1 protein-coding gene is annotated in these 1,650 nt (G+C 46.7%); it reads right to left on the reverse strand.

The window, feature by feature from the left end:
• Positions 1–1,650, reverse strand: a 1,650-nt coding sequence (locus A7967_RS22050; protein ID WP_157756447.1) for a cadherin-like domain-containing protein, incomplete at both ends; no start/stop codon positions are given.

A 1,650-nucleotide genomic window follows, 5' to 3' on the forward strand; every position in this document is an offset into this window, starting at 1 on the left:
GAACGCCATTTATATCCGCTTTTGGCGTGATGGCTAAACTACCATCTAAATTCACGCTGACACTGGCAAAGCTGTATTCACCGACGCCATCGCCTTTATCTTCTAACAATACATTCGCGCCGTTAAACCCTTGGTCTTCAACGTCTGAATCATTCGCTAAAATGGCCACACTTGTCACGGTGTCTTCATCGGTAGTCACCGCATCATTCGCAACAACCGGGCGGTCATTCACTGCACCTATGTTAACGGTGACTGTTGCGGTGTTTGATACTAAACCATCACTGTCTGCAATGGTGTACGTGAAGGTGTCTTGGCCTACTTCATTACTATTTGGTGTGTATACAAAAGTCCCTGCGGTTTCATCAATAACCACTTGCCCTTTACTTGGCGAGCGAACCACGGTAATTGCGCCTGTTGGTATTGTATCTTCAACATCGGTAGCTTGTGCTTTGAGTGCTGTCGCGTCAGATGCCGTATCTTCTTGCGTACTAATTACTATCGTAGCCGCAACCGGTGCATCATTGACAGGGGTAATATCGATGGTCACTGTTGCGGTATTTGATGTATTTCCTGCCGCGTCTTTAACTGTATACGTAAAGCTATCAGTGCCTGTTTCGTTTAGCGCAGGTGTATATGTCGCAACCCCATTGGCAATGGTCACATTACCTTTTGTAGGCGCCACTAACACGGCAGCAGATGCAACGACCATATCGCCTTCGGCGTCTGTGTCGTTATTGGTCAGACTAAATGTTACACCAGTGTCTTCATTGGTCTGCGCGGTATCATCTTGTGCTACTGGTGCATCTGCTATTGCATTGATTGTCAGGGTTGCGGTGTATAAAGGTGATAACTCACCTGAACTATCTTTGATTTGATAAGTAAAGCTGTCGCTGACATCCTCCCCACCATTATGAGCATAACTAAAGCTACCGTCCGCTTGCGCTGAGAGTTCACCAAATTGCGGCTCACTTACAATGACCAAAGATAAACTATCTCCACTATCGGTGTCGTCATCAGTGGCGTTATTTAACAATCCATTGGCACTTGTCACCGTCAGCGTTTGTGCTTCATTCAATGTGAATGTTGCATTTTGTCCTACCGGTGCATCGTTGGTGTTTGTCACTTCAATTGCAAAGGCCGGTAAGCTTACGCTCGCAGTTCCATCTGATGCACTTATTACGATCCCTTGCTGTATACCGACATGTTCATCTGCTGGCGTACCGCTGAGCGTGCCAGTATTAACATCAAAATTGAGCCAGCTTGGCTTATTACTGATAGAGAACACAAACACACTGTTATCAACATCACTGATTGTTGGCGTGAATAAATACGCACTGTCTTCTGCTACGGTTGTACTCGGTGTGCCCGATAGAACTGGGGCGTCATTGATATTAATAACTTCCAAGTTAAAGGCTGGTAACGCAGTGCTTATACTGCCATCACTGACGCTGATCACAATGCCTGCTTGCGTGCCTACATCATCATTTGTCGGGGTGCCACTAAGCTGACCTGTCGCTGCATCGAAGTTTGCCCAACTTGGCTTGTTCGTGATGCTAAAGCTCAGCGTATCACCGTCCATGTCTTGTGCGCTTGGTGTAAAGCTATACGCTTCATCCTCGTTCACTTGCGTTGCGGGTATCCCACTGATAC

The sequence above is a fragment of the Pseudoalteromonas neustonica genome, from assembly GCF_001653135.1.
Taxonomy (GTDB): domain Bacteria; phylum Pseudomonadota; class Gammaproteobacteria; order Enterobacterales; family Alteromonadaceae; genus Pseudoalteromonas; species Pseudoalteromonas neustonica.